The organism is Pseudomonas sp. DWRC2-2 (genome assembly GCF_049897885.1).
GTDB lineage: Bacteria > Pseudomonadota > Gammaproteobacteria > Pseudomonadales > Pseudomonadaceae > Aquipseudomonas > Aquipseudomonas azotoformans_A.
Window position 1 is genome coordinate 299,257 of the sequence record NZ_JAFCXD010000003.1, and the last position, 24,786, is coordinate 324,042.

At 60.8% G+C, this 24,786-nt stretch carries 26 protein-coding genes; 9 read left to right on the top strand and 17 right to left on the bottom strand.

Annotated features, from left to right (window positions below; all coding sequences use genetic code 11):
* The first annotated feature begins 143 nt into the window (after positions 1 to 143).
* Positions 144 to 1,373, top strand: coding sequence for a phosphoglycerate dehydrogenase (gene serA, locus ACP7EW_RS16675; RefSeq protein WP_003195214.1), 1,230 nt, complete (start codon positions 144 to 146; stop codon positions 1,371 to 1,373).
* A 63-nt stretch (positions 1,374 to 1,436) separates the two neighbouring features.
* On the opposite strand, the gene ACP7EW_RS16680 is transcribed toward serA, so the two are convergent.
* A complete protein-coding gene (locus ACP7EW_RS16680) occupies positions 1,437 to 1,877 on the bottom strand; it encodes a DUF4399 domain-containing protein (protein WP_033897576.1) in 441 nt (146 codons plus the stop codon).
* 134 nt (positions 1,878 to 2,011) lie between these two features.
* On the opposite strand from ACP7EW_RS16680, the gene ACP7EW_RS16685 reads away from it, so the two are divergent.
* Positions 2,012 to 2,503, top strand: coding sequence for a transporter substrate-binding domain-containing protein (locus ACP7EW_RS16685; protein ID WP_426218428.1), 492 nt, complete (start codon positions 2,012 to 2,014; stop codon positions 2,501 to 2,503).
* Here the strand turns inward: ACP7EW_RS16685 and ACP7EW_RS16690 are convergent, their stop codons facing one another.
* Both ACP7EW_RS16690 and ACP7EW_RS16695 read right to left on the bottom strand, forming a co-directional pair.
* Entirely contained in the window at positions 2,504 to 2,986 is a 483-nt protein-coding gene (locus ACP7EW_RS16690) for a DUF523 domain-containing protein (protein WP_426218430.1), read from the bottom strand.
* Between the two features lie 2 nt (positions 2,987 to 2,988).
* Entirely contained in the window at positions 2,989 to 3,621 is a 633-nt protein-coding gene (locus tag ACP7EW_RS16695; protein WP_426218852.1) for a 2OG-Fe(II) oxygenase, read from the bottom strand.
* 131 nt (positions 3,622 to 3,752) lie between these two features.
* Here ACP7EW_RS16695 and ACP7EW_RS16700 point away from each other — a divergent pair, with 131 nt between their 5' ends.
* Positions 3,753 to 4,505 carry a DUF2059 domain-containing protein gene (locus tag ACP7EW_RS16700; protein ID WP_177002581.1) on the top strand — a complete coding sequence of 251 codons (753 nt, stop codon included), beginning with the start codon at positions 3,753 to 3,755 and terminating at the stop codon, positions 4,503 to 4,505.
* A gap of 6 nt (positions 4,506 to 4,511) precedes the next feature.
* Here ACP7EW_RS16700 and ACP7EW_RS16705 read toward each other — a convergent pair whose 3' ends face one another.
* Positions 4,512 to 5,432 carry an alpha/beta hydrolase gene (locus ACP7EW_RS16705; RefSeq protein WP_177110208.1) on the bottom strand — a complete coding sequence of 307 codons (921 nt, stop codon included), beginning with the start codon at positions 5,430 to 5,432 and terminating at the stop codon, positions 4,512 to 4,514.
* A gap of 99 nt (positions 5,433 to 5,531) precedes the next feature.
* On the opposite strand from ACP7EW_RS16705, the gene ACP7EW_RS16710 reads away from it, so the two are divergent.
* Entirely contained in the window at positions 5,532 to 6,107 is a 576-nt protein-coding gene (locus ACP7EW_RS16710; protein ID WP_426127216.1) for a DUF6436 domain-containing protein, read from the top strand.
* A 31-nt stretch (positions 6,108 to 6,138) separates the two neighbouring features.
* A complete protein-coding gene (locus tag ACP7EW_RS16715) occupies positions 6,139 to 8,493 on the top strand; it encodes a penicillin acylase family protein (protein ID WP_426218433.1) in 2,355 nt (784 codons plus the stop codon).
* Here ACP7EW_RS16715 and ACP7EW_RS16720 read toward each other — a convergent pair.
* Positions 8,479 to 9,387, bottom strand: a complete 909-nt coding sequence (locus ACP7EW_RS16720; protein ID WP_426218436.1) for an AraC family transcriptional regulator — start codon at positions 9,385 to 9,387, stop codon at positions 8,479 to 8,481. The genes ACP7EW_RS16715 and ACP7EW_RS16720 overlap by 15 nt on opposite strands.
* 103 nt (positions 9,388 to 9,490) lie before the next feature.
* Between ACP7EW_RS16720 and ACP7EW_RS16725 the strand changes: the two genes are divergently transcribed.
* Complete coding sequence (locus ACP7EW_RS16725) at positions 9,491 to 9,844, top strand: carboxymuconolactone decarboxylase family protein (protein WP_016973032.1); 354 nt, start codon at positions 9,491 to 9,493, stop codon at positions 9,842 to 9,844.
* Here ACP7EW_RS16725 and ACP7EW_RS16730 read toward each other — a convergent pair.
* The gene (locus ACP7EW_RS16730) at positions 9,822 to 10,787 is read right to left on the bottom strand and encodes a GlxA family transcriptional regulator (RefSeq protein WP_033897567.1); all 966 of its coding nucleotides are present in this window, start codon (positions 10,785 to 10,787) and stop codon (positions 9,822 to 9,824) included. The two genes, ACP7EW_RS16725 and ACP7EW_RS16730, sit on opposite strands and share 23 nt — an antisense overlap.
* Positions 10,788 to 10,984: 197 nt before the next feature.
* On the opposite strand from ACP7EW_RS16730, the gene ACP7EW_RS16735 reads away from it, so the two are divergent.
* Complete coding sequence (locus ACP7EW_RS16735) at positions 10,985 to 11,626, top strand: HD domain-containing protein (protein WP_426218438.1); 642 nt, start codon at positions 10,985 to 10,987, stop codon at positions 11,624 to 11,626.
* 141 nt (positions 11,627 to 11,767) lie between these two features.
* On the opposite strand, the gene ACP7EW_RS16740 is transcribed toward ACP7EW_RS16735, so the two are convergent.
* The 8 genes from ACP7EW_RS16740 to ACP7EW_RS16775 form a co-directional block, all read right to left on the bottom strand.
* Complete coding sequence (locus ACP7EW_RS16740) at positions 11,768 to 12,652, bottom strand: ABC transporter permease subunit (RefSeq protein ID WP_033897565.1); 885 nt, start codon at positions 12,650 to 12,652, stop codon at positions 11,768 to 11,770.
* The gene (locus tag ACP7EW_RS16745; protein ID WP_016979002.1) at positions 12,649 to 13,569 is read right to left on the bottom strand and encodes an ABC transporter permease subunit; all 921 of its coding nucleotides are present in this window, start codon (positions 13,567 to 13,569) and stop codon (positions 12,649 to 12,651) included. The genes ACP7EW_RS16740 and ACP7EW_RS16745 overlap by 4 nt, the downstream gene beginning before the upstream one ends.
* Positions 13,566 to 14,708, bottom strand: coding sequence for an ABC transporter ATP-binding protein (locus ACP7EW_RS16750; RefSeq protein WP_033897564.1), 1,143 nt, complete (start codon positions 14,706 to 14,708; stop codon positions 13,566 to 13,568). Before ACP7EW_RS16750 ends, ACP7EW_RS16745 begins: the two co-directional genes overlap by 4 nt.
* Before the next feature lie 71 nt (positions 14,709 to 14,779).
* The gene (locus tag ACP7EW_RS16755; protein ID WP_010207338.1) at positions 14,780 to 15,874 is read right to left on the bottom strand and encodes a polyamine ABC transporter substrate-binding protein; all 1,095 of its coding nucleotides are present in this window, start codon (positions 15,872 to 15,874) and stop codon (positions 14,780 to 14,782) included.
* 153 nt (positions 15,875 to 16,027) lie between these two features.
* Positions 16,028 to 17,122, bottom strand: a complete 1,095-nt coding sequence (locus tag ACP7EW_RS16760; RefSeq protein ID WP_028618369.1) for a polyamine ABC transporter substrate-binding protein — start codon at positions 17,120 to 17,122, stop codon at positions 16,028 to 16,030.
* Between the two features lie 197 nt (positions 17,123 to 17,319).
* Complete coding sequence (locus tag ACP7EW_RS16765) at positions 17,320 to 18,684, bottom strand: aspartate aminotransferase family protein (RefSeq protein WP_177074324.1); 1,365 nt, start codon at positions 18,682 to 18,684, stop codon at positions 17,320 to 17,322.
* Positions 18,685 to 18,742: 58 nt separating this feature from the next.
* Positions 18,743 to 20,101 carry a glutamine synthetase family protein gene (locus ACP7EW_RS16770; protein ID WP_028618371.1) on the bottom strand — a complete coding sequence of 453 codons (1,359 nt, stop codon included), beginning with the start codon at positions 20,099 to 20,101 and terminating at the stop codon, positions 18,743 to 18,745.
* Between the two features lie 80 nt (positions 20,102 to 20,181).
* On the bottom strand, positions 20,182 to 20,421 hold the full coding sequence (locus tag ACP7EW_RS16775) for a hypothetical protein (protein WP_426218441.1): 240 nt from the start codon (positions 20,419 to 20,421) through the stop codon (positions 20,182 to 20,184).
* A gap of 278 nt (positions 20,422 to 20,699) precedes the next feature.
* On the opposite strand from ACP7EW_RS16775, the gene ACP7EW_RS16780 reads away from it, so the two are divergent.
* Positions 20,700 to 22,076, top strand: a complete 1,377-nt coding sequence (locus tag ACP7EW_RS16780; protein ID WP_003213894.1) for a glutamine synthetase family protein — start codon at positions 20,700 to 20,702, stop codon at positions 22,074 to 22,076.
* Between the two features lie 98 nt (positions 22,077 to 22,174).
* Positions 22,175 to 22,804 (top strand): TetR/AcrR family transcriptional regulator, encoded by a 630-nt coding sequence (locus tag ACP7EW_RS16785; protein ID WP_426218443.1) that lies wholly within the window; start codon positions 22,175 to 22,177, stop codon positions 22,802 to 22,804.
* 145 nt (positions 22,805 to 22,949) lie between these two features.
* Here the strand turns inward: ACP7EW_RS16785 and ACP7EW_RS16790 are convergent, their stop codons facing one another.
* The 3 genes from ACP7EW_RS16790 to ssuC are packed head-to-tail and all read right to left on the bottom strand — an operon-like array spanning position 22,950 to position 24,785.
* A complete protein-coding gene (locus tag ACP7EW_RS16790; protein ID WP_003213899.1) occupies positions 22,950 to 23,165 on the bottom strand; it encodes a TOBE domain-containing protein in 216 nt (71 codons plus the stop codon).
* Positions 23,166 to 23,193: 28 nt separating this feature from the next.
* On the bottom strand, positions 23,194 to 24,000 hold the full coding sequence (gene ssuB, locus ACP7EW_RS16795; protein ID WP_016978995.1) for an aliphatic sulfonates ABC transporter ATP-binding protein: 807 nt from the start codon (positions 23,998 to 24,000) through the stop codon (positions 23,194 to 23,196).
* On the bottom strand, positions 23,997 to 24,785 hold the full coding sequence (gene ssuC / locus ACP7EW_RS16800) for an aliphatic sulfonate ABC transporter permease SsuC (protein WP_016978992.1): 789 nt from the start codon (positions 24,783 to 24,785) through the stop codon (positions 23,997 to 23,999). The genes ssuB and ssuC overlap by 4 nt, the downstream gene beginning before the upstream one ends.
* Position 24,786 lies beyond the last annotated feature (1 nt).

The following is a 24,786-nucleotide window of genomic DNA, read 5'->3' on the forward strand; positions in this document are numbered from 1 at the left end:
GTTTGCGGGGCGCGTATGCTAGCATACCGCCCCCGCAGGACAGAGCCCAAGGGCGTTTCTGCGGTGACGGCTTTCCTGCCGTCCGGGTCAGCTTACGCGATCCGATTCCCTGCCATTTTTCTCCGGGATACAGGTTTACGCAGATGAGCAAGACTTCTCTCGATAAGAGCAAGATCAAGTTCCTTCTTCTGGAAGGCGTCCACCCATCGGCTGTCGACGTTCTGAAAGCCGCCGGGTACACCAGCATTGAGTACATCACCAGTTCTCTGCCGGAAGCCCAACTCAAGGAAAAGATCGCCGACGCGCACTTCATCGGCATTCGCTCCCGCACTCAGCTGACCGAAGAGATCTTCGATCACGCCAAGAAACTCGTGGCGGTCGGCTGTTTCTGCATCGGCACCAACCAGGTCGACCTCAACGCAGCGCGCGAGCGCGGCATCGCGGTGTTCAACGCACCGTACTCCAACACCCGTTCCGTTGCGGAGCTGGTGCTGGCCGAGGCGATCCTGTTGTTGCGCGGCATTCCTGAGAAGAACGCGTCCTGCCACCGTGGCGGCTGGATCAAGAGCGCAGCCAACTCCTTCGAAATCCGCGGCAAGAAGCTGGGTATCGTCGGTTACGGCTCGATCGGTACTCAGTTGTCGGTCCTGGCCGAAGGCCTCGGCATGCAGGTGTTCTTCTACGACACCCTGACCAAGCTGCCATTGGGCAACGCCACGCAAGTGGCCAGCCTGACCGAGCTGTTGGGCATGTCCGACATCGTGACCCTGCACGTCCCGGAAACCGCTGAGACCCAGTGGATGATCGGCGAGAAGGAAATCCGCGCCATCAAGAAAGGCGGCATCCTGATCAACGCTGCCCGCGGCACCGTGGTCGAGCTGGATGCCCTGGCCGACGCGATCAAGGACAAGCACCTGATCGGCGCCGCCATCGACGTGTTCCCGGTGGAGCCGCGCTCCAACGACGACATCTTCGAAAGCCCGCTGCGTGGCCTGGACAACGTGATCCTGACACCGCACATCGGCGGTTCCACCGCTGAAGCCCAAGCCAACATCGGCCTGGAAGTGTCGGAGAAGCTGGTCAAGTACAGCGACAACGGTACGTCGGTGTCGTCGGTGAACTTCCCGGAAGTGGCCCTACCGGCTCACCCTGGCAAGCACCGTCTGCTGCACATCCACCAGAACATCCCTGGCGTGATGATGGAGATCAACAAGGTCTTCGCGGAAAACGGCATCAACATCTCCGGTCAGTTCCTGCAAACCAACGAGAAGGTTGGCTACGTGGTGATCGACGTCGACGCCGAGTACTCGGACCTGGCGCAAGAGAAACTGCAGCACATCAACGGCACGATTCGTAGCCGCGTGTTGTTCTAAGGTTTCGCCGCAGCACGAAAAAGGGAGCCCCTCGGGGCTCCCTTTTTTGCATCTGAACAAATCTTACTTAACGTTAACCGTGATCACTTTCGAGGCTACAGTGGGCTCGAACTGGCGGTGCACATTATCGCCAGCTACCAGCTGCAAGGTGTGCTTGCCAGGTGCGAGGGTCAGCTCGGTCTCGGTTTGCGCCTTGCCGAAGTGAATCGACGTGGCCGTGGCTGGAATGGCTTCGTCGGCCTTGAGCGACGTCACGTCCTGGTCGACCAGCAGGTGATGATGACCGGCGCCCGGTACTTGCTTGTCGATCGGTTCCAGGTCCAGGCCCTTGACGCCGAATTTGACGGTGAAGGTTTTGTCGACGGTTGCGCCGTCTTTGGGCGAGACGATAAACACCTCGGCGCCTTTGGGAGCAGGCGTACGAGGGACATCAGCAGCATTCGCCAACATCGAGGCACCCAGCAACAGGCTGGCAAGGGTTGCACGGGACAAAAGGGCTTTCATTCGCTTCTCCAGTTTTTCTGTGAAATCTGTAGGGTTATGACAACTTCGCGACAAATTGCTGTCCAAGGCACTCAACACCATAGCAAAGCGATGCTGAACGGCGCCTCGCACATTAAAAATCTCTAGGAGTGACCATGCGCTTTTCGCCTGGCCTGTTACTTTTACTGTCCCTTCTGAGCCCTTTGGCTCATGCCGAACTGGTCGATGATGTGTTCGACCGTGGCGAACTGCGCATCGCCCTTGAAGCCAACACCCCACCGTACAACTTCAAGGAAGGCGAAAAACTCACCGGCTTCGAAGTGGAACTGGGCGAGCAACTGGCCAAGGAAATGGACGTGCGCCCCTCGTTCATCACCACCGATGACGCCGACCTGCTCCCGGGCGTGGAAACCGGCAAATACGACGTGGCCATCAACCATATCGCTATGACTGCCGCGCTGCAGGATCGGTTCGATTTCAGTGAGCTTTACAACGAGAAGCCAGCGCTGGCGATTCCCTTTCAGAAGGGCAATCCAGCGTTCAAGGCGAGCCTGGACAAGGCCTTGCAGCGCGTGAAGGCGGATGGCCGGTTGAAGGCGTTGGCGCAGAAATGGTTGGAAACCGAGCCGGTGGCCAAAGCCCAATAATCAGCGGTGCGCCAGGGCGGCGGCGGCTTCGGGCAATTGCAATTCACTGAATACCTGAACGCCATGCTGCCTCAGCAGCGCCGCCGTCACACCTTCGCCACTCACTTTCACACCCGAAAACGTGCCGTCATAGGTGAGCAGGTTGCCGCACGACGGGCTATTGGCCTTGAGCACGGCGATGCGGATGTTGTGGCGCTGCACCAGCGCCAAGGCCTGGCGCGCCCCCTCAAGGAACGCCGCGCTGAAATCTTCGCCCTCGGCGGTAAGTACCTGGGCGCGGCCCTCCCAGACATCCACGCCTTGCCCACCTGGAATTTCGGCAGCGGGTCGTGGCGTCGGCAAACCACCCGACACCTCCGGGCAGATGGCAACCACTCGCCCCTCGGCCAGCCACACCGCCAGTTGGTCAAACGGCCCGCTGGCGCCACCGTCATAGCGCATCTTGTGCCCCAGCAGGCAGCGGCTGATCAGTATTTTTTCCATGCTCAGAACGGCTCGTTGCCCCGCCGACGAAACCAGCCGGTAAGGGACAGGCGTTCGCGCGTGGCGGGCATGACTTCGTGGGGCACTTCGCCCGACAGGAACACCACCAGGCAACCGCCGGTGGGCACCAGATCGTATTCGACGCCGTCCTTGAGGTACATGCGCAATTGGCCGCCATGCTCGGGCAGCCAGGCGTCGTTCAAGTAGATCACCGCCGAGACCATGCGCCGGTCATCGTCGCGAAAACGGTCCAGGTGCTTGAGGTAGAACGCCCCCGGTGGGTACATCGCGAAATGGCTTTCGAAATCTTCCAGGCCGAGGAACAGGCCACGGTTCATCGCCAAACGCAGGCTGTCCATCAGCGCCATGTAGGTGTCGCAGACCGCCGCGTCACCGTCCTCCAGCCACTGGATATGGTCACCGCGAATGCCTTCGCGAATTTCCTGGGCCGGGCCGCGCCCCACCGCCGCCGGGGCCAGTTCACCCTCGGCCGCACGTTTACGGCACTCAGCCGCCAGTTCCAGGGTCAGAGCCTGGGGCAGGAAGCCGTCCTGCCGGGACCAGCCCTTTTCGGCCAGGTCGTCGACAATACGTTGCAGCAAGGGGTGATCGAGGGGTATTTGCATGGCGCGCATAGTATCCATACGCCTGTGAATCCGACAGAGCCGCCGAGCGTCTGACTGCACTTTAGTCAGGTGACTGATAGGACTTCTCGACAAATCCTACGCCCGACACGGACAATAGTGGCCGACTGACAGGAGTCCATATGCGTCGTTTGTTTTTTTCCTTGCTGATGTTCTGCGTTTTGCCCGCCTGGGCAGACGGCCATGACCAGTTGTACAAGGTCGCCGGCTGGGCCGAACAACGTGCGCATTTCAATGATGCCCTCAGTGCCGCCCAGCAGCGTTACCGCAACAGCTTGCCACCGGCGGTGTACCAGGCGCTGGTGGACAACAGCAATAAACGCTTCGCCGCCCAGGCCGTGGACCAGCGTGCCGAAGCGCAATTGCGCAAGAACCTGGCGGATCCCAAACCTGCCCTGGCGTTTTTCCAATCGCCCCTGGGCCGCAAGATTGTCGCCGCCGAGTTGCTCGCCACGCGCCGTGATCAACTGGCGAAAAACGCCCAGGGCCTGCCGAAAATCGAAGCCGACGCGACTCGCAGCCTGATCATCGGCCACCTGGCCCAGGCCCTGCCCGCCCGAGAAGCCGGCGCGGAAGTCAGCCTGGCGATTGCCGGAGTCGCAGCCGATAGCCTGAGCCAGATGATTCCCGGCCTGCTGGGTGGTGGGCAGGCCCAAGGCATGTTGAACGGCCAGCGTGAGCGGTTGATGCAGCAGATCGACAAGGATCTGAACAACACGCTGCTGTACGTCTATCGGGATTTGTCCGACCCGGAGCTGGAAGAATTCGCGACGTTTGCCGAGTCGCCGGAGGGTAAGGCGTATTACCAGGCGGCTCTCGCTGCCATTCGTGCCGGACTGGCAGTCGGCCAGAGCACCTCAAGCCTGACGCCCTGATTGCCATCACACACGGTCGGTGAGGTACTTGAAATACACCTCGCGAATCTCCGGAATCTCATTGGCCAGGTGATGCCTGCCACGCGGCAGCATCAACACCTCGGGCTGGTCGAACTTGCCGCGCAACACCTGCAGGTTGTGCTGCCAGTCGACCGTCATGTCTTCCTCGCCTTGAACGATCACCGGCCGCCGGGTGCTGCGCGGTGCAGCTTCGATGCGTTTGATCCAGCGCGCCAAAGCGCCGACCCAGGCGGTGGGCAGTTGGCGGGGCTGCAGCGGGTCGGCTTCCAGGAACGGCTTGAATGCCGGGTCGTGGGTGTTCTCGCTGAATCGCCGCGCAATGCCTTTGACGAACGGACGCAGCAGGTAATAGCTGACCTGCGACCACCCCCAGGCACGTGGCCGCACCAGCGGTGACAGCAGAAAAGTCTTGCCCTGGGCCGGGCTGTCGGCGCCATGGTTGAGTAGGTGATCCACCACCACCGCGCCGCCGGTGCTTTGCCCGAACAGGTGCCAGGGTTGCGGCAGTTGCAGTGCTTGCGCCTGGGCAAACAGCGCCTTAACCACCTGTTGATACACCGCAAAATCATCGATGCTGGCACGCGCGCCGCTGGACAGGCCATGCCCCGGCAGATCGCAGGCGATCACCACGAAACCCTGCTCCAGCGCCCACTTCACCACATGACGGTACAGCCCCATGTGGTCGTAGAAGCCGTGGAACATGAACATCGTCGCCACCGGCGATTGCGGCCACCACACCTGGGCCACCACCTCAAACCCCTCCACCTCGAAACGCCCCAGGCGACTCGCGGCCTGATCCAGCCCGTAGAAACGCTGGTAGACCCGCGCCTCGGCTGAAAGCGGCTGCGCGTCCACCAGGGGCCGCAAGCTTTCGCGCAGATGATCAGGGTCAAAGGTAACGGGCATAAAGGCTTCCAGACTTGCGGCAAAGATGAATATCGAGCTGCGATATTCATCTGTCAGGACAAGCATGGCAAGCTACGCGACCTTCGAGGATACATCTGAATGCGACAGCCCTACCGCACCGCCTTGTTCGCGAGCCTGATCCTGGTGATCTGCGCTGGCGTGCTGTGGGCGGCGTATGACTGGTTCCAGGGCCGCTACCTGCGCGCCTTCAGCGAGCACACGGCGGTGTTTTCCGGCGACCCGTTGAAGCTGCCTGCCGACCTCGCCGGGCCCGGCCCGATCCGCCTGGTGCATTTCTGGGACCCGGCCTGCCCGTGCAACGTCGGCAACCAGCAGCACCTGGGCGAGCTGATCGAGCAGTACGCGCCCCAAGGCGTCGAGTTCTACGCCCTGCAAAAAACCGGCAGCCACGGCCAACTGCCCGACAACCTGCGCAGCATGAAAACCCTCACCGCCCTGCCCGGCGCCGAGCAGGTGCCGGCCAGCCCGGCCGTGGGTATCTGGGATCGCAGCGGCAAGCTCGCGTACTTCGGACCCTACAGCGAAGGCCTCACGTGCAATTCCAGCAACAGTTTTATTGAGCCGATCTTGAAGGCCCTTGAAACAGGACGCGAGGTAAATGCCACGCACACCCTGGCGGTGGGCTGCTATTGTTCGTGGCCAAAAGGCTCGTAACTCGCCACCCCACTCTTGGTAAGGAATGTTCATGAAGCGCGTCTTGCGGGTTCTCGCGGTTCTTGTCGTACTGGTCGCCCTCGGCGCCGGTTGGTACGTTTACAGCAAGCAGCCCACCCGCCAGGGCACGGTCACACTGGCCAACCTGCAAGGCTCGGTCACCGTGCGTTACGACGATCGTGGCGTGCCACACATCCAAGCCGAGAACGAAACCGACCTGTATCGCGCCCTGGGCTACGTGCACGCCCAGGACCGTCTGTTCCAGATGGAGATCATGCGGCGCCTGGCCCGAGGCGAACTGGCCGAGGTGCTGGGGCCGAAGGTGCTGGAGACCGACAAGCTGTTCCGCAGCCTGCGCATTCGCGACCGTGCGGCCACCTATGTGGCGCAACTCGACCACGAGTCGGCGCACTGGAAGGCGCTGCAAGCCTACCTGGACGGAATCAACCAGTACCAGGACAGCCACGCCAGCCCGATGGAGTTCGACGTGCTGGGCATCCCCAAGCGGCCGTTTACCGCCGAGGACACCATCAGCGTCGCCGGGTACATGGCCTACAGCTTTGCCGCCGCGTTTCGTACCGAGCCTGTGCTGACGTACATCCGCGACCAACTGGGCAGCGACTACCTGAAAGTCTTTGACCTGGACTGGCAACCCAAAGGCGCCCTCAACCTCGCCGCCAGCGATTGGCAGACCCTCGGCGCCCTCGCCTCCCTGAGCGAACAGGCCCTGGCCGACAACGGCCTGCCGCAGTTCGAAGGCAGCAACGCCTGGGCCATCAGCGGCAACCGCACCAAAAGCGGCAAACCGTTACTGGCCGGCGACCCGCACATCCGTTTCTCGGTGCCGTCGGTGTGGTACGAGGCGCAGCTGTCGGCGCCGGGTTTCGAGCTGTATGGCTATCACAATGCACTAGTGCCGGTGGCGTTCCTGGGGCACAACCTGGATTTCGGCTGGAGCCTGACCATGTTCCAGAACGATGACCTCGACCTCATCGCCGAGAAGGTCAACCCGGACAACCCCAACCAGGTCTGGTACCACGACCATTGGGTCGACATGAGCAGCACCGAGCAACAGATCGCAGTGAAGGGCCAGGCGCCGGTGACGGTGAACCTGCGCCAATCGCCCCACGGCCCGATCATCAATGACGTGCTGGGCGAAAACGCCGGCAAGACGCCGATTGCCATGTGGTGGGCCTTCCTCGATACCCAGAACCCGATCCTTGAGGGCTTCTACCAGCTAAACCGCGCCGACACACTGGTGAAGGCCCGTGCGGCGGCGGCCAAGGTGTCGGCGCCGGGGCTGAACATTGTATGGGCGAATGCCAAGGGCGATATCGGCTGGTGGGCGGCAGCGCAGTTGCCGATCCGGCCGGCCGGGGTCAACGCCGGGTTTATCCTTGACGGCAGCACCGCCCAGGCCGACAAGCTGGGCTTTTATCCCTTCAGCGCCAACCCCCAGGAAGAAAACCCGGCGCGCGGCTACGTGGTGTCAGCCAATGCCCAGCCGGTCTCGCCGACCGGCATGGAGATTCCCGGTTACTACAACCTGGCCGATCGCGGCCAACAGTTGAACGCGCAGTTGAGCGACAAAAGCGTGAAGTGGGATGTGAACAACAGCCAGGCCTTGCAGCTCGGCACCAGCACCGCCTTTGGCCCGCGCCTGCTGGCGCCGCTGTTGCCGGTGCTGCGTGAGGTGGTCAAGGACCCGGCGCAGTTGAAACTGGTGGAGCAGCTTGCAAGCTGGAAGGGTGACTATCCGCTGGACTCCACCAGCGCCACGCTGTTCAACCAGTTCCTGTTCAACCTGGCCGACGCCGCCTTCCACCCGAAACTCGGCGACGGCATGTTCAAGACCCTGCTCGGCACCCGCGTGATCGACGCCGCCCTGCCACGCCTGGCCGCCGCGCCGGATTCGCCGTGGTGGGACGGCAAGCGCGCCGACACCGTCAAGCTCGCCTGGGACAACAGCCTCGCGCACCTCAAGGCCACCTTCGGCGATGACCCAAGCCAATGGCAATGGGGCAAGGCCCATACCCTGACCCACGGCCACCCGCTGGGCTCGCAGAAACCCTTGGACCTGATCGTCAATGTCGGCCCGTTCCCGGCGCCGGGTACCCACGAAGTGCCGAACAACCAGTCAGCCAACATCGGCCCGGCACCGTGGCCCGTCACCTATGGGCCTTCGACCCGCCGTCTGATCGATTTCGCCGACGCGGCCCACGCGTTGACCATCAACCCGGTCGGCCAAAGCGGGGTGCCGTTTGACCGGCACTACGGCGACCAGGCGGAAACCTACATCGAAGGCGGCTACGAACAGGCGCACTTCACCGACGAGGAAGTCACCGCCAACACCCGTGGCACCCTCAAGCTGCTACCCGCCCGATGAACGCAGGCGCCCCGGCGCCTCGCCATAGGTTTCCTTGAATTTCTTGCTGAATGCCGCCTGGGACTGGTAACCCACCTGGGCGGCGATATCCAGCAGGCTCAGGTGCGACTGGCGCAACAGGTTGAAGGCCAGCTCCATGCGCAACTGGGTCAGCAGCACCCACGGCGATACGCCCGCAACTTTCACGAACGCACGCATGAAGGTGGCGCGTGACATCGTCGCAGCCGCCGCCAGGCTGTCGATGGTCCACTCATGCCCAGGATCGGCCAGCATCGCCTGCCAGGCCTTGCTCAGGCGCTTATCGGCAAGCAGCGCGAAAGTACCGGCCACGGGCGCCTGGCGCGCCAGCCAGGTGCGCAGGATCAGGGTGAACAGCGCCGACGACAACGCATCGATGAAGGAACGCGCGCCCAGTTGCTGGCTGTCCGCTTCACTGCGCAGCAGAGCAATCAACGCCGCCAGTTGGCCGTCGCCCTGCCACTCGCGGCTGGACACCACCAGGTACTCCGGCAACGCGCCGAGCAGCAACGACTGGCGGTTGTAGTGGAAGCTGCCGCAAAGCATGTCGAGCTCCGGCCGGTCGCCGCCCAGGCGATGCACCGGGAGCAGGCCACCCTCGATCACCGTGGGCTGCATCGGCCGGATGCGCGCGCCCTGGCTGCGTAATAAATGGGTAGCGCCGCCGGGCATCAGCAGAATATCGCCCTCCTCCAGCGTCACTTGCTGCCCGCCTGACAACTCGGCGCGGCAGTTGCCGCTGAGCACAATGTGGTAAGGCGCCACGCCCAGGCTCTCCGGCGCGTGGTCCAGGGCCCAGTCCCCCTGGAATTGACAGCGTAGATCCAGACTGCCGCGCAGGTTGGCCAGCGCGATGAGTGTGTCGATCGAATTCATTTGCGAGCATCGGTCAAAAAGATGAGCGGATTGAACAATAACGCCACCCCCGAACGGAAGAAACTGGCTTCACACCCACCACACCTGTTCAGGAGTTACCGCAATGTTCAATAACTGGTCCGACTTGCTGCCTACCGTGAAGAAAGCCTTTGGCGCGCTGGGCAAGAGCAACCCGAAGATGGTCAAAGCCTACATGGCGCTGGGCGAAGCCGCCGAAGAAAACAACGTGCTCGACGCCAAGACCCGTGAACTGATCTCCATCGCCGTGGCCATCACCACCCGCTGCGATGGCTGCATCGGCGTGCATGCCGACGCGGCGATCAAGGCTGGCGCCACCCGTGAAGAAGTCGCGGCAACCCTGGCCACCGCCATTTCGCTGAATGCGGGCGCGGCGTACATCTACTCGCTGCGCGCCCTGGAAGCCTACGACACCCTCAAACCGGCGCCGCAAAGTTAAGCCGGAACTGTTGTGGCGTCACGCCCAGCCGGCGGTTGAACACACTGCGCATGTGCTGGGCGTCGCGAAAGCCGCATTGATAGGCGACGGTCTTGAGCGGTGCGGGGCTGCTTTCAAGCATGACCCGCGCCGCGTCGACCCGCGCCCGTTCGACAAACTCCGCTGGCGTGATCCGCGCCTCTCGGGCAAACACCCGAGAGAAATTACGCGCGCTCATATTGGCCGCCTTGGCCAGGTCAGCAATGGTCAAATCCCCCGTCAGGTTCGCCAACACGTACAACTGCACCAGCGCCACCGCCGAAGTGGTTTCGGCATGGGGTGTAAGGAACGGGCTGAACTGCGACTGCCCGCCCGAGCGCTGGGTAAACACCACCAGGCGCTTGGCCACACTCAACGCGACTTCCGGGCCGTGATCCTGGGCCAGCAAATACAGCGACAGATCGATGCCTGCCGTGACCCCGGCCGAGGTGTAGAGATTGCCGTCCTGCACATAGAGGCGGTCGGCGTCGACCTGGGCCGTGGGGCACAGGCGCGCCAGGTCCGCTGCGTCATTCCAGTGAGTGGTCACGGTTTTGCCGTCCAACAGCCCCGCGCGCGCCAGCATGAAGGCGCCATTACAGATCGAGCCGAAACGTTGCGCACGGTCAGTGGCGCCGCGCAGCCAGTCGTCGAACTCGACGCCGAAGTCTTCGAAGGGCAACTGCGGGCCGCCGGCGACCAGCAGCAGGTCGTAGGGCTCAAGCGCTTCGCTGTAATGCCGGTGGGCCTGCAACGCGAGGCCGTTGGAGGCGGCCATGCTGCCGTGGCCGAAGCCGATTACTTCCAGCTGGTAATGGTCTTGCGACGGTAGAAAGCGGTTGGCTTCGCAGAACACGTCCATGGGGCCGGTCACGTCCAGTGATTGGACGCCGGGGAAGATCAGGATGGCGACGGTTTTGCCCATGGTCGGAAATAACCTTGTGATGAATCGACGGTAGACGACCGCCTCACCCTAGCGAATCACCCATCAACATGCCACTTGGCACGATGTAGCGGCACATTGGCCGGGATCGCATCCTTGCCGCCATAGCCCCTTCGCGGGCACGCGACCAGACTGGTCTCATCGGCGCCACCCCCGGCGCTTTGTTGAGGAGAACGACCATGAGCACCACCATCGCCGGCATTCAGATCCCGGACAGCGCCCTGGCCAAGGCCACCACCGAATACATCCGCGACGTCGAATCCGACCTGCTCTACCACCACTCCCGCCGGGTCTTCCTGTTCGGCGCCTTGAGCGGCGAACGCAAGCAACTCGCCTACAACCCGGAGCTGCTCTACGTCGGCGCGATGTTCCATGACCTGGGCCTGGTCGACGGCCACCGCAGTGACAACGAGCGCTTCGAAGTCGACGGCGCCAACGCGGCGGCGGCCTTTCTCAAGCCTTACGGGCTGAGCGATGACGATATTGAACAGGTGTGGCTATCCATCGCCCTGCACACCACACCGGGCGTGCCGCAGCATCTGCGTCCGACCGTGGCGCTGGTGACGGCCGGTGTGGAAATGGACGTGCTGGGCATGGACTACGCCGCGTTTTCTACCGTGCAGCGCGAAGCTGTGGTGCATGCGCATCCACGTGGCGAAGGGTTCAAGGAGTGCATCATCTGCGCGTTTGCCGACGGCTTGCGCCATCGTCCGCAGACCACGTTTGGTAACGTGAAGACGGATGTGCTGGTGGATCAGGAGCCGGGGTTCAAGCCGATGAATTTTGTCGAGGTGATTCGCAAGTCGCCTTGGACTGCTTAATCGACCTGAAATGTAATCCAATGTGGGAGCGGGCTTGCTCACGAATGCGGTGGACCAGTCGAGACATCTGGTGACTGACACTCAGCATTCGCGAGCAAGCCCGCTCCCACATTTTGATCCGGTTTGTTCAGATAAACCCAATCAGACCGGTGCAGCCGCCCGGCGCTTGTCCGGCTGTTGCCAGCCATCCGCCGCCGCTTCTTCGATGGCTTGCTGGATTGCCTTCTTGCGCATCTCTTCGGCACGACGGCTGAAGAACCACACCAGGAAGGTCACCAGCGACACAGCCAACAGGATCAGGCTGGCCACGGCGTTGATCTCGGGTTTAACCCCAAGGCGCACTGCCGAGAACACTTCCATCGGCAAGGTGGTGGAACCCGGCCCCGACACGAAGCTGGCCAATACCAGGTCATCCAGCGACAGCGCGAACGACATCATGCCGCCCGCCGCCAACGACGGCGCGATCATCGGGATGGTGATCAGGAAGAACACCTTCCACGGCCGCGCGCCCAAATCCATTGCCGCTTCTTCGATCGACAGGTCCAGCTCACGCAAGCGCGCCGACACCACCACCGCCACATACGCCGCACAGAACGTGGTGTGGGCGATCCAGATGGTGACGATGCCACGCTCCTGGGGCCAGCCGATCATCTGCGCCATGGCCACAAACAGCAGCAAAAGCGACAGACCGGTGATCACTTCCGGCATCACCAACGGCGCAGTCACCAGGCCGCCGAACAGCGTGCGACCCTTGAACTGGCTGATGCGCGTCAGCACGAAGGCCGCGAGCGTACCCAGCGCCACCGCGGCCACCGCCGTGTAGCAGGCGATTTCCAGGGAGCGTGCCACCGAGCCCATCAACTGGGTGTTGTCCAGCAGGCCCACGTACCACTTGATCGACCAACCGCCCCATACCGTCACCAGTTTGGATTCGTTGAACGAGTAGATCACCAGGATCAGCATCGGCAGGTAGATGAACAACAACCCCGCCACCAGCATAAAGCTGGAGAATCTGAAGCGCTTCATATCTTGCCCTCCATCTCTTTGGCTTGGCTGCGGTTGAACAGGATGATCGGCACGATCAGGATCGCCAGCATCACCACCGCCAGGGCAGACGCCACCGGCCAGTCACGGTTGTTGAAGAATTCTTGCCACAATACTTTACCGATCATCAGGGTTTCCGGGCCGCCCAGCAGTTCCGGGATCACGAACTCACCCACCACGGGGATGAACACCAGCATGCAGCCGGCGATGATGCCGTTCTTGGACAGCGGCACGGTGATCTTCCAGAAGCTGTTGAAGGTGCTCGAACCCAGGTCGGAGGCGGCTTCCAGCAGGCTCTGGTCGTGCTTCACCAGGTTGGCGTACAGCGGCAGGATCATGAACGGCAGGTACGAATAGACCACGCCGATATACACCGCAATATTGGTGTTGAGGATCTGCAGCGGTTCGTTGATCAACCCGATGGACATCAGGAAGCCATTGAGCAAACCGTTGTTGCTGAGAATGCCCATCCACGCATACACGCGGATCAGGATCGCGGTCCAGGTCGGCATCATGATCAGCAGCACCAGCACGGTCTGCATCTCTTTGCGCGCACTGGCAATGGCGTAGGCCATCGGATAGCCGATCAGCAGGCACAGCAGCGTGCTGAAGAACGCCATTTTCAGCGAGCCCAGGTACGCGGCGATGTACAACTCGTCGTCGCCGAGCATCGCGTAGTTGCCCAGGTTGAGCACTAACTGCAGTTTCTGCTCAACGAAGGTGTAGATCTCGGTGTACGGCGGGATCGCGACGTCGGCTTCGGCAAAACTGATCTTCAGGACGATGAAGAACGGCAGCATGAAGAACAGGAACAGCCACAGGAAGGGAATGCCAATGACCGCATGACGGCCACTGGGCGTTATTCGTTGCAGGCGGCGCTTGAGCTTCTTCATGTTCATGAGCGAAGTACCACGCCGCTGTCGTCTTCCCACCACACGTAGACCTGGTCACCCCAGGTTGGCCGCTGGCCACGGCGCTCGGCGTTGGCGACGAAGGACTGCACCAGCTTGCCGCTCGGCAGCTCCACGTAGAACACCGAGTGGCCGCCCAGGTAGGCGATGTCGTGCACCTTGCCGCTGGACCAGTTGTGTTCGCAGGTCGGCATTTCGGTGGTGACCAGCAGTTTTTCCGGGCGAATCGCGTAGGTCACCGACTTGTCTTCCACCGACGTGGCGATGCCGTAGCCCACGTAGATGTCGCGGTCGAGGTCAGCGCACTTGAGCACCGCGTGGCCTTCGGCGTCGTCCACCACTTGGGTGTCAAAGATGTTGACGTTGCCGATGAACTCGCACACCAGGCGGCTGGTAGGCGTTTCGTAGATGTCGATAGGGCTGCCGATCTGGGCGATCCAGCCCAGGTGCATGATCGCGATGCGCTCGGCCATGGTCATGGCCTCTTCCTGGTCGTGGGTCACCATCACGCAGGTCACGCCGACGCGCTCGATGATTTCCACCAGTTCCAGCTGCATCTGCGAACGCAGTTTCTTGTCGAGGGCGCCCATGGGCTCATCGAGCAGCAACAGTTTCGGACGCTTGGCCAGGGAACGGGCCAGGGCCACACGCTGACGCTGGCCACCGGACAACTGGTGCGGTTTGCGTTTGGCGTACTGGCTCATCTGCACCAGCTTGAGCATCTCGGCCACGCGGGCGTCGACCTCAGCCTTGGGGATCTTGTCCTGTTGCAGGCCAAAGGCGATGTTCTGCGCCACGGTCATGTGCGGGAACAAGGCGTAGGACTGGAACATCATGTTGATCGGCCGCTCGTAGGGCGGCATGTCGGTGATGTCTTCGCCGTCGAGGTAGATGCGGCCCTCGGTCGGACGCTCGAAACCTGCGAGCATGCGCAGCAAGGTGGACTTGCCCGAACCCGAACCGCCGAGCAGGGCGAAGATCTCGCCTTTCTTGATTTCCAGGGACACATCGTCCACGGCAATCGTCTCGTCGAACTTCTTCGTGACCCGGTCGATTTTGACCAGCACCTTCTTCGGTGTCTGGTCCCCTTCGAGGGCTTTCTTATAGGCGCCGGAGGCAACTGCCATTTACGAAACTCCCAACAAAATTGCTGTTCGCCCGATGCAGGCGAACCCAGGATAGTTTGAGCGTTAAAGCTTTATTTGCCCGTCTTGACCTTGGTCCAGCTACGGGTCATCAAACGTTGCACTTTCGGGGGTAGCTCGAAGTTGACAAAGGTCCTGTCGAGTACCGCCTGCGGTGGGTAAACCGCTTCGTCCGTGCGTATCGATTGCTCCATCAGTTTGTCCGCCCCTGGGTTAGGGTTGGCATAACCGACGTAATCACTGACCTGGGCGATCACCTCAGGTTGCAGCAAATAGTTGATGAAGGCATGGGCCTCTTTGACGTTGGTGGCATCCTTGGGGATGGCCAGCACGTCGAACCACAGGTTGCCGCCTTCTTTGGGGATCGTGTAGGCGATGTTCACGCCTTTACCAGCCTCGGCCGCACGGGCCTTGGCCTGGAACACATCGCCGGAGAAACCCGCCGCCACACAGATGTTGCCGTTGGCCAGGTCCGAGATGTATTTGGAAGAATGGAAGTAGGTCACGTACGGCCGCACTTTCAGCAGCTTCTCTTCGGCCTTCTTGTAGTCATCCGGGTTCGTGCTGTTGGGGTTCAGGCCCATGTAGTTGAGCACCGCCGGCAGCATTTCATCCGCCGAGTCCATGAACGACACGCCGCAGGTCGCCAGCTTCTTCATGTTCTCCGGCTCGAACAGCACCGCCCAGGAATCGATATGGTCGACGCCCAGCACTTCCTTCACCTTATCGACGTTGTAGCCGATGCCATTGGTGCCCCACAGGTACGGCACGGCGTACTGGTTGCCGGGGTCATTCTTTTCCAGGCGCTTGAGCAGCGCCGGGTCGAGGTTGGCGTAATTCGTCAGCAATGACTTGTCGAGCTTCTGGAACGCCCCGGCCTTGATCTGCTTGCCCAGGAAGTGGTTGGACGGCACCACCACATCATAGCCGGTGCGCCCGGCCAGCAGCTTGCCTTCCAGGGTTTCGTTGGAGTCAAACACGTCATACACCGGCTTGATGCCGCTGGCCTTTTCAAAGTTGGCCAGGGTGTCGGTGCCGATGTAATCCGACCAGTTATAAATATGCACCGTCGGTGCGGCCTGCACGCTCAACGTCAGCGTGATACCTGCACCCACCAGCATGGCTTTGCGAAATAAAGAAATTGGCAAGTGGAGGTCCTCTTAAATAGTTGGGCCCAAAGTTGTTGCCCGGCAACAAAACCGGCGCGCAACTTACCCTCGATAAACCGATCCGGCAAAACTTTCTGTCATTTAATTGTTTCGATAACCACCGCGCCAGGCGCGGTGGTTAACAAAGACCGGTTATTTCCCGGACTTGATCTTGGTCCAGCTGCGTGTCATTTCACGCTGGGTGGCAGCCGGCAGGTCAGCAATGGCATAGAGCTTGGCCTGTACGTCCGCTGGCGGGTAGATGCCCGGGTCGCTGGTGATTTCTTTGTCGACCAGTGCGGTGGCCTTCTCGTTACCGTTCGGGAAGTGCACGCTGTTGGTGATTTCAGCCATGACTTCCGGCTTGAGCAGGTAGTTCATGAACTTGTAGGCGGCGTCGACGTTCTCGGCATCTTTAGGGATGGCGACCATGTCGAAGAAGCTGCCAGCGCCTTCTTTCGGAATGTCGTAGGCCACCTTGACCTTGCCACCGGCTTCAGCCGCGCGGGACTTGGCCTGTTCGATGTCACCCGAGTAACCCACGGCCACGCAGATGTTGCCGTTGGCCAGGTCGGAGATGTACTTGGACGAGTGGAAGTAGCCGATCGAAGGACGGATTTTCAGGAACAGGTCTTCAGCCTGCTTCAGGTCGGCCTTCTTCTGGGTGTCGGTCGGCAGGCCCAGGTAATGCAGCGCTACCGGCAGCATTTCGGTTGGCGAATCGAGGAAGCTCACGCCGCAGCTTTTCAGCTTGGCGATGTTCTCTGGCTTGAGCAGCACGTCCCACGAATCGATCTTGTCCACGCCCAGCGCGGCCTTGACCTTCTCCGGGTTGTAACCGATACCGATCGAACCCCACATGTACGGGAAAGCGTGCTTGTTGTCCGGGTCGCTGACCGACACGGCTTTGAGCAGGGATTTGTTCAGGTTGTCGTAGTTGGACAGCTTGGACTTGTCCAGCTCCTGGTAGACACCGGCCTTGATCTGCTTGGCGAGGAAGTTGTTCGACGGTACGACGATGTCGTAACCGGACTTGCCTGCCAGCAACTTGGCTTCCAGGGTTTCGTTGCTGTCAAAAACGTCGTACACCACTTTGATGCCGGACTCTTTTTCAAAGTTGGCGATGGTGTCCGGTGCAATGTAGTCGGACCAGTTGTAGACGTGCAGCACTTTATCGTCAGCCTGGGCCGCGCCCGCCATTGCGCCCATCAGGGACAAGGCGAGGAGGGTCTTGCCAGCGTTCTTCAAACCTAATGCCTTCATTTGGTGATGCTCCAATTTTTTCTTTTTTGGGCCACAAGCTTCATATGTTTCGAGGCCCAGCCAAAGGGCAACAAAACAGGGCGACAGTCTGGCAAGTTCGAGGGCCGGCTTTCAACCAATGCCCCCATTTTTATAACCACTCAGACGCAGCGCCCGAAGCCGCTGCGTTCTGAGCCTAGCACTTAGCCCTGCAATGCCGCCAAAGTCAGGTCCAGGCACTGGCGAGCCTTGGTCACCAGCTCGTCGATTTCTGCCTTGCTGATCACCAGCGGTGGCGAAATGATCATGGTGTCGCCCACGGCGCGCATGATCAGGCCATTTTCGAAGCAGAACGTACGGCAGATCATGCCGACGCCCTTGCCTTCGTAACGCTTGCGGGTGGCTTTGTCCTGCACCAGTTCAATGGCACCGAGCATACCCACGCCACGCACTTCGCCCACCAGCGGATGATCCGCCAATTCCCTCAGACGTTTCTGCAAATACGGTGCCGTTTCGTCGTGGACACGGTTAACGATTTTTTCATCGCGCATGATGCGGATGTTTTCCAGCGCCACTGCCGCCGCCACCGGGTGACCGGAATAGGTGAAACCGTGGTTGAAATCACCGCCTTCATTAAGCACGTCCACCACTTCATCGCGCACGATCAGGCCGCCCATGGGGATGTAGCCCGAGGTCAGGCCCTTGGCGATGGTCATCATGTGTGGCTTGAGGTCGTAGAAGTCGCTACCGAACCACTCACCGGTACGGCCGAAACCGCAGATCACTTCGTCGGCAATGAACAGGATGTCGTACTTGGCGAGGATTTCCTTGATGCGCGGCCAGTAGGTGGCCGGCGGTACGATCACGCCACCGGCGCCCTGGATGGGTTCGGCAATAAAGGCACCGACGTTGTCCACGCCCAGTTCCAGGATCTTTTCTTCCAGCTGGTTGGCGGCCCACACGCCGAATTCTTCGGGGCTCATGTCGCCGCCTTCGCCAAACCAGTAAGGCTGGGCGATGTGGGTGATCCCAGGGATCGGCAAGTCGCCCTGCTCATGCATATAGGTCATGCCGCCCAGGCTGGCGCCGGCCACGGTGGAGCCGTGGTAGCCGTTCTTGCGGCTGATGATGGTTTTCTTGTTCGGCTGGCCCTTGATCGCCCAGTAGTGGCGGACCATGCGCAACATGGTGTCGTTGCCTTCGGAGCCTGAACCGGTGAAGAACACGTGGTTCATGCCGGCGGGTGCGATGTCGGAAATGGCCTTGGCCAATTCCAGCACCGGCGGGTGAGCGGTCTGGAAGAACAGGTTGTAGTACGGCAGTTCTTTCATCTGCTTGGCGGCGGCGTCAGCCAGTTCATCGCGACCGTAACCGATCGCCACGCACCACAGGCCGGCCATGCCGTCGAGGATCTTGTTGCCTTCGCTGTCCCACAGGTAAACGCCGTGGGCTTTGGTGATGATCCGTGGGCCTTTCTCTTTCAATTGCTTGAAATCGCTGAACGGCGCCAGGTGGTGCTCACTGCTCAAGGCTTGCCATTCACGGGTTTGCGGGTTGTTGCTGGACATACCAATCTCCTAGACTTTTCAGTGAAGGGCGCGCCGTTTAAAGGGCGCGCCCGGCGCATCAGACGGCGAAGAGCAGGAATTCCCGCTCCCACGAACTGATCACGCGCTTGAAGTTTTCATGCTCGGCCCGCTTGACCGCGACGTAGCCTGTGATGAATTTTTGACCCAGGTATTTCTCGATGGTCTTGCTGTTTTCCATGCGTTCCAGGGCGTCTTCGATGGTCAACGGCAGGCGCAGGTTGCGTCGCTCGTAACCACGACCCACCACTGGCGCGCTCGGGTTATGGCCTTCGACCATGCCGATGTAGCCGCACAACAAGCTGGCGGCAATCGCCAGGTATGGGTTGGCGTCGGCGCCCGGCAGGCGGTTTTCCACACGGCGGTTCTGCGGGCCGGCATCCGGTACACGCAGGCCCACGGTGCGGTTTTCTTCGCCCCATTCCACGTTCACCGGCGCCGAGGTGTCGGGCAGGAAGCGGCGGAACGAGTTCACGTTGGGGGCAAACAGCGGCAGCAATTCAGGGATGAATTTCTGCAGGCCGCCAATGTGGTTGAGGAACAGCTGGCTCATGGTCCCGTCTTCATTGGAAAAGACGTTCTTGCCGGTGGCGATGTCGATGATGCTCTGGTGCAGGTGCATCGCGCTGCCAGGCTCGCCGGTCATGGGCTTGGCCATGAAGGTGGCGGCCACGTTGTGCTTGAGCGCGGCTTCACGCATGGTGCGCTTGAACACCAGGATCTGGTCGGCCAGGGACAGCGCATCGCCGTGACGGAAGTTGATCTCCATCTGCGCGGTGCCGTCTTCGTGGATCAGGGTGTCGAGGTCCAGCTCCTGCAGTTCGCACCAGTCGTAGACGTCTTCGAACAACGGGTCGAATTCGTTGGCGGCTTCTATAGAGAAGGACTGGCGACCAGTCTCCGGGCGACCGGAACGGCCAATCGGCGGTTGCAGCGGGAAGTCCGGGTCTTCGCAGCGTTTGGTCAGGTAGAACTCCATCTCCGGCGCCACGATGGGCTGCCAGCCGCGGTCGGCATAGAGCTTGAGGACTTTCTTGAGCACGTTGCGCGGCGACAGCTCGATCGGGTTGCCTTGCTTGTCGTAGGTGTCGTGGATCACCTGGGCGGTAGGCTCGATGGCCCAGGGCACCAGGTACACCGCGTTCTGGTCGGGGCGGCAGATCATGTCGATGTCGGCCGGGTCGAGCAATTCGTAGTAGATGTCGTCTTCGACATAGTCGCCGGTCACGGTCTGCAACAGAACGCTCTCGGGCAGGCGCATGCCTTTTTCGGCGATGAACTTGTTGGTCGGCGAGATCTTGCCCCGGGTGATGCCGGTGAGGTCGCCAATCATGCATTCGACTTCTGTGATCTTGTGGTCTTTCAACCAATCGGTGAGCTGGTCGAGGTTGTTACTCATAAATGCCTCTGGGCTGGGTTTCCTGGCGTCCATTAAAGGCCAGGCGTTGGTTGACGCAGCATCCGCGTCGTTTTTTTCATTCAGGGTAGGAGCTTACCTGCCATTTGCTGCAGCGTTGCATTCCTCACGCCAAAGTTGTGCGCAATCTTGAGCAGCATGCGAGGCGCAGGCTGTTCGGTGACAAATGAGGAGGCAAAAAAGAGGTCGGCCCGGGCGTCAAGAATATTGGCCGGTGCGCGGGCATTCACGCGGGAGGAATGGACGGATGACACAGCCTGACTGAAGCAGGCCAAGACGCCGTAGGGCGGCAGGTGAAACATGAAGCACCCCGGTATTATTGCTGTTATGGGTTTGAATCGAGCTTAGCCTTGTTCATTTTTTTACACAACACCCCCGTAAAAAATACAACACGGGCCGCTCAAGCCTGCTAGTCCCAAGTCCCTCAAACCCGAAAAACCGCCCCAAAAAGCCCCAAAAAAGCCATCGCAGCGCTTTTTTAGGGCAAAAAAGGCCTCGCTTGACTTCGGCATGCCGTTCGGGTTGACTGAAACCAGAAAAGATCAATGATTGATATTTTTAACAACAAAGGTGTTGCATCATGTCGGTACCCCCGCGTGCCGTTCAGCTTAACGAAGCGAACGCGTTCCTTAAGGATCATCCTGAGGTTCTGTACGTAGACCTTCTAATTGCGGATATGAATGGTGTGGTGCGCGGCAAGCGCATCGAACGCACCAGCCTCCACAAGGTTTACGAGAAGGGCATTAACCTGCCTGCCTCTTTATTTGCCCTGGATATCAACGGCTCTACGGTGGAAAGCACCGGTCTGGGCCTGGACATCGGTGATGCTGACCGAATCTGTTATCCGATCCCCGACACCCTGTGCAATGAGCCGTGGCAAAAGCGCCCTACCGCGCAACTGCTGATGACCATGCACGAACTTGAAGGTGAACCTTTCTTCGCCGATCCGCGCGAGGTGCTCCGCCAAGTTGTCAGCAAATTTGACGACCTCGGCCTGACCATCTGCGCCGCCTTCGAGCTTGAGTTCTACCTGATCGACCAGGAGAACGTGAACGGCCGCCCACAACCGCCCCGCTCGCCGATCTCCGGCAAACGCCCGCACTCGACACAGGTCTACCTGATCGACGACCTCGACGAATATGTCGACTGCCTCCAGGACATCCTGGAAGGTGCCAAAGAGCAAGGCATCCCGGCCGACGCCATCGTCAAGGAAAGTGCCCCGGCGCAGTTCGAAGTGAACCTGCACCACGTCGCCGACCCGATCAAGGCTTGCGACTACGCGGTACTGCTCAAGCGCCTGATCAAGAACATCGCCTACGACCATGAGATGGACACCACCTTCATGGCCAAGCCTTACCCAGGCCAGGCAGGCAACGGTTTACACGTACACATCTCCATTCTGGACAAGGACGGCAAAAACATCTTTGCCAGCGAGGATCCCGAGCAGAACGCCGCATTGCGTCACGCGATCGGCGGTGTGCTCGAGACCCTGCCCGCCCAAATGGCGTTCCTGTGCCCCAACGTCAACTCCTACCGTCGTTTCGGCGCACAGTTCTACGTGCCGAACTCGCCGTGCTGGGGCCTGGATAACCGCACCGTGGCGATCCGCGTACCGACCGGCTCGTCCGATGCCGTACGTATCGAACACCGCGTGGCCGGCGCCGACGCCAACCCTTACCTGCTGATGGCTTCGGTCCTGGCAGGCGTGCACCACGGCCTGACCAACAAGATCGAGCCTGGCGCACCCGTGGAAGGCAACAGCTACGAGCAGAACGAACAGAGCCTGCCGAACAACCTGCGCGATGCCCTGCGTGAGTTGGATGACAGCGAGGTGATGGCCAAGTACATCGATCCTAAATACATCGATATCTTCGTCGCCTGTAAGGAAAGTGAGCTGGAGGAGTTCGAACACTCCATCTCCGACCTTGAGTACAACTGGTACCTGCATACCGTCTAAACGGCGGCTGCAATAAAAGAATGCCGCAGGCTGAATGGCCTGCGGCATTTTTTATGGTGTTCTCTAATACAATGCCCGCTGCCTTGTAGGAGACTTCCATGACCACCCGCCCCGCCGCCCCTCGCAAACCCCGCGCCCGCAGCCAGGCCCGGATCGACGCGATCCTCGACGCCGCCCGCGCTTTGCTGGCCGCCGAAGGCGTGGCGAGTTTATCGATCTATAGCGTGGCCGAGCGGGCGCAGATCCCGCCGTCGTCGGTGTATCACTTTTTCGCCAGTGTGCCGGCGTTGTTGGAAGCCTTGACCGCTGACGTTCACGGCGCATTTCGGGCCGCTATCCAGGCGCCCATCGACCATGACTCACTCAAGCATTGGCGCGACCTGTCCTGCATCGTCGAGCAGCGCATGCTCACGGTCTACGATCAAGACGCCGCTGCTCGCCAGTTGATCCTGGCCCAGCATGGGCTGACGGAAGTGACCCAGGCGGATCGTCAGCACGATCTGGAATTGGGCGATTTGATGCTCACGGTGTTCAACCGTCACTTTGAAGTGCCGACGCTACCGAATGATGTGGACGTGTTTGCGTTGGCCCTGGAGTTGAGCGACCGCGTGTATGCACGCTCGGTGCATCAGCATGGGTTGATCACGCCGCGTATGGCGGAGGAAGGGATGCGGGTGTTTGATGCGTATGTGGGGCTGTATTTGCCGCCGTACCTGCCCAAACGCTAAGTCTTGTAGTGACTGGGCCGGCCTTTTCGCGAGCAAGCCCGCTCCCACATTCGACCGAGTTCCAACTTTGGAATGCAGGCAAATGTGGGAGCGGCGGTGCGACGATTCGACTTGCTCGCGAAAGCAATCTCAAGAACGCCGCCAATCACAACTTGGCAATCGACACCTCAGTCGATTTCACAAACGCAATCACTTCACTGCCAATCACCAGTTCCAGCTCTTTGACCGAGCGGGTGGTGATCACGGATGTCACGATACCGGACGCAGTCTGCACGTCGATTTCCGACAGCACGTCGCCTTCGACGATTTCCTTGATGGTGCCTTTGAACTGGTTACGCACGTTGATCGCTTTAATAGTCATGTCGTTCTCTCTTCGTAGGACAAGTGAGTTATTGAGCCCAGCGCAATTGCGTAGGCAGCGGTGAAACAGGTTCAGGTTCCGGCGGTGAGCCCGGCAGGGACAACACACGGTTGAGCACTTCAGCTTCCAGTGCGGCCAGGCGATGTGAGCCGCGGGCGCGTGGGCGTGGCAGGTCGACGATCAGGTCCAAACCGATTTCGCCGTCTTCGATCAGGATCACCCGGTCGGCAATCGCCACGGCTTCGCTGACGTCGTGGGTCACCAGCAACACGGTGAAGCCGTGCTTCTGCCAGAGGTTTTCGATCAGTTGCTGCATCTCGATACGGGTCAAGGCATCCAGCGCACCCAACGGCTCATCCAGCAGCAGCAAGCGCGGCTGGTGGATCAGCGCACGGGCCAAGGCCACGCGTTGCTTCTGCCCGCCGGACAGCGCCGCTGGCCATTCATTGGCGCGCTCGGCCAGGCCGACCGCTTCCAGGGCTTCCAACGCTTTGGGGCGCCAGTTGCCTTTAAGGCCCAGGCCGACGTTGTCGATGATCTTTTTCCAGGGCAGCAGGCGCGCCTCCTGGAACATCAACCGCGTGTCTTCAATCGCTTCGCTCAAGGGCGCGGAACCGGCCAGCAGTTCGCCGCCGCTGGCCTTATCCAGGCCGGCCAGCAGGCGCAGCAAAGTACTTTTGCCGCAACCGCTGCGCCCGACCACAGCCACGAACTGACCGGCCGGAATATGCAGGTCGATGTCCTTGAGCACTTCGCGCGCACCAAAGGCCTTGCGCAGCTTGCGTACCGCCAGGGGAATGCCCTTGAGCAGGCGCGGGGGTTGTTGAGCTGTCATGCCGCACCTCCTTTATTTACTTGATACGCCGGATGCCAGCGCAGCCACACACGCTCCAGACCGCGCGCCGCCAGATCGGCCAGCTTGCCGAGGATCGCGTACATGACAATGGCCAGTACCACCACGTCGGTTTGCAGGAATTCGCGGGCGTTCATCGCCAGGTAACCGATACCGGAACTGGCGGAGATGGTTTCCGCCACGATCAGCGTCAGCCACATGAAACCCAGGGCAAAGCGCACGCCCACCAAAATCGATGGCAGCGCGCCCGGCAGGATCACCTGCCGGAACAGGCTGAACCCGGACAAGCCGTAGCTGCGCGACATTTCCACCAGCGCCGGGTCGACGTTGCGGATGCCGTGGTAGGTGTTGAGGTAAATCGGGAACAGCGTGCCGAGGGCGACCAGGAAAATCTTCGCCGTCTCATCAATGCCAAACCACAGGATCACCAGCGGAATCAGCGCCAAATGCGGCACGTTGCGGATCATCTGCACCGAACTGTCCAGCAGGCGTTCGCCCCACTTCGACAGGCCAGTGATAAAGCCCAGGGCCAGGCCGATGCTGCCGCCGATCACGAAACCCAGGCCCGCACGCCAGCCACTGATGGCCAGGTGAGTCCAGATTTCGCCGCTGGCAACCAAGTGGACACCGGCGGCGATCACGGCACTGGGTGCCGGCAGAATGCGGGTCGACAACCAACCCGCCGACACCGACAGCTGCCACACCGCGAGTAACAAAATCGGCAGCACCCAAGGCGCCACGCGATGACTCAATTTTTCATAGTTCATG